The organism is Hyphomonas sp. UBA3601 (genome assembly GCF_002375605.1).
Lineage (GTDB): Bacteria > Pseudomonadota > Alphaproteobacteria > Caulobacterales > Hyphomonadaceae > Hyphomonas.
Window position 1 is genome coordinate 25,626 of sequence record NZ_DFME01000047.1, and the last position, 2,439, is coordinate 28,064.

The 2,439-nt window shown below is 60.6% G+C and carries 3 protein-coding genes; all 3 read right to left on the reverse strand.

All coding sequences use genetic code 11. The annotated features are described in order from the left end of the window. The coding region (locus tag B4F73_RS05620; RefSeq protein WP_290482697.1) for an AAA family ATPase at positions 1-998 on the reverse strand (998 nt) is incomplete at its 3' end. Positions 999-1,016: 18 nt separating this feature from the next. After that, positions 1,017-1,688, reverse strand: coding sequence for a DsbA family protein (locus B4F73_RS05625; RefSeq protein WP_290481743.1), 672 nt, complete (start codon positions 1,686-1,688; stop codon positions 1,017-1,019). 74 nt (positions 1,689-1,762) lie between these two features. Beyond that, complete coding sequence (locus tag B4F73_RS05630; protein WP_290482698.1) at positions 1,763-2,398, reverse strand: DsbA family protein; 636 nt, start codon at positions 2,396-2,398, stop codon at positions 1,763-1,765. Between the last annotated feature and the right edge of the window lie 41 nt (positions 2,399-2,439).

Genomic DNA, 2,439 nt, shown 5'->3' on the forward strand with positions numbered 1-2,439 from the left:
TCCTGCTCGCGCTCGATGTCTTCCATCAGGCGGGTCGCTTCGGCATCGAGGCGTTCATGGGTCTCGGCGGCGACCTTGCGCTCGGTTTCCAGCCTTGCCAGCGTGATGCGGGCCTGTCCGAGCTTGGCGGCGGCAACGCTTTCAGCTTCGCGCAGGGGATTGAGTCCTTCACCGGCCTCAATGCGCTCGCGTTCCCGCATCGCGTCTTCGCGTGTCTTTTCCTCAACCGCGCGGCGGGCTTCGTCCAATTGCGTGCGGGCCGTGTCGCAGGCGAGTTTGGCCTCATGCCAGCGCAGGTGCGCGATCAGCGCGTCGAGGGCGTGGATCTCTTCAGACAGGCGCTTGTATTTGCGGGCCTTGGCGGCCTGGCGCTTGAGGCTGGCGAGCTGGCGCTCGACTTCAGCGGAGACTTCCGACAGGCGCTCCAGATTGGTCTCGGCGCCGTTCAGCTTCAGTTCGGCTTCGTGACGGCGGGAATTGAGGCCTGCAATGCCGGCGGCTTCCTCAAGGATACGGCGGCGGTTCTGCGGCTTGGAGCCGATCAGTTCCGAAATCTGACCCTGGCGTACGAGAGCCGGGGAGTTCGCGCCGGTCGAAGCATCCGCGAACAGGAGCTGGATGTCCTTGCCGCGTACAGTCCGGCCATTCAGCTTGTAGGTGGAGCCTGCGCCGCGCTTCAGGCGGCGGATGACTTCCAGTGTGTCGGAGGCGTTGAATTCCGGTGGCGCGGTGCGTTTGGAATTGTCCAGCACGAGCGTGACTTCAGCGGTCTCGCGGGCGGGGCGGCCATCCGCACCGGAGAAGATGAGGTCATCCATCTCCCCGCCGCGCATGGCACGTGCAGAGCTTGCGCCCATGGCCCAGCGAAGGGCTTCCAGAAGATTGGACTTGCCACAGCCATTCGGCCCGACGATCCCGGTCAGGCCGGGTTCGATTGGCACGTCCTGAGGGTCCACAAAGGATTTGAAGCCAGCAATACGGAGTTCGGTTATCTTCATACTGGCTCCCCCATATCCCTACTCGTCTGTGGAGACGCCGGCAGCTTCAAGCGCAGCGTCCAGCGCGGCTGTGACCTTGTCAGCGGAGTTCATGTTGGCGAACTGGTGCACTTCACCATTGATAATGAAGGTTGGTGTGCCGGTGACGCCGAACTTTTCGGATGTCTGGTAGATGTCCGCCATCTGCTGGCGCAAGTCGCGATTGTTCATGCAGGCATCGAAGTCGGCCTCGGTCTCGATGCCATGACGCTGGCCAATGGTCTGGAGCATGGCCTTCAGGACGCCGTTTTGCGCAGATTCAATGATGCCGGACTGGTATTCGAACAGCTCGTCCAGCACGTCGAAATACTTGTCTTCGCCCGCGCACATGGCGACGAGGTAGGCAGGCACATCCGGTGCGTGCAGTGGGTATTCGCGGAAGACGAGTTTCACCTTGCCGGAGTCGATATAGTCCGACTGGACAACTGGCTGGATGTCGTCATGCCAGTATTTGCAGGCCGGGCAGGTGGGTGAGGCATACTCGATCAGGGTGACAGGTGCGTCGGCCGCCCCTTTGACGTGGCCAAGCTCGCTGCCAGCGGTCACGGCGTCGCCACCTGCAGGCGATGTGTCGGCACCGGTGTCGCCACAGGCGACCAGGGCCAGCGCTGAAATCGCTGCAAGCGCAGTGCGTCGTGAGAAGAAATTCATGGTCATAACCTTCGCGTTAAGGATTGAGTCGGTTTGGTTGCCAATTGATTAACTGCAACCACCTGTTCTGTTAACTAATTTGCCTCTGAACCGGTCGAATCGGAGAGTGCGGCAAGCTGTGTGTCGAGATAAGCGGCGAACGCATCGGCCGACTTGAAGTCGTCATCGACATATTTTTCCTCGCCATTGATAACCAGCGTTGGCGTGCCGCGCAGCTCATATGCCTCGGCGCTTTCCTGCACTTCGGCCATGTCGAGCCGGACATTCATGTCGGTGTAGCAGGCATTGAACGTGTCGATGTCCCGAATGCCATAGGGCGTGCCGATCTCGATGAAAGTGTCGAGCACTGTACCAGCTTGCGCAGACTTGATGACATCAGGCTGGCGCGCAAACATTGTGTCGGTTGCCTCGAAGAATTTGTCCCGGCCGGCGCAGCGCGCCATGGTGACGAGGGCCGTATCGACATCATTGCGCAGGACTTCACGGAAGATGAAACGGACCTTGCCGGTCTCGATATAATCGGCCTCGATGCGTGGCAGGATCTTGTCGTGGAAGTATTTGCATCCACCGCATGTGAGAGACCCGTATTCGATGATCGTCAGTGGCGCGTCTTTCGAGCCCTTGGAGTGGCCAACAGACAGGTCTTCGGCAAGGGCAGGCATGGCCAGGAAGGCGGCAGCCGTGACGGCAGTCAGAATGGATTTCAGCATGTCGGGGCTCCTTGCGGGCAGGGCGGGGTCAGAATGGCAGG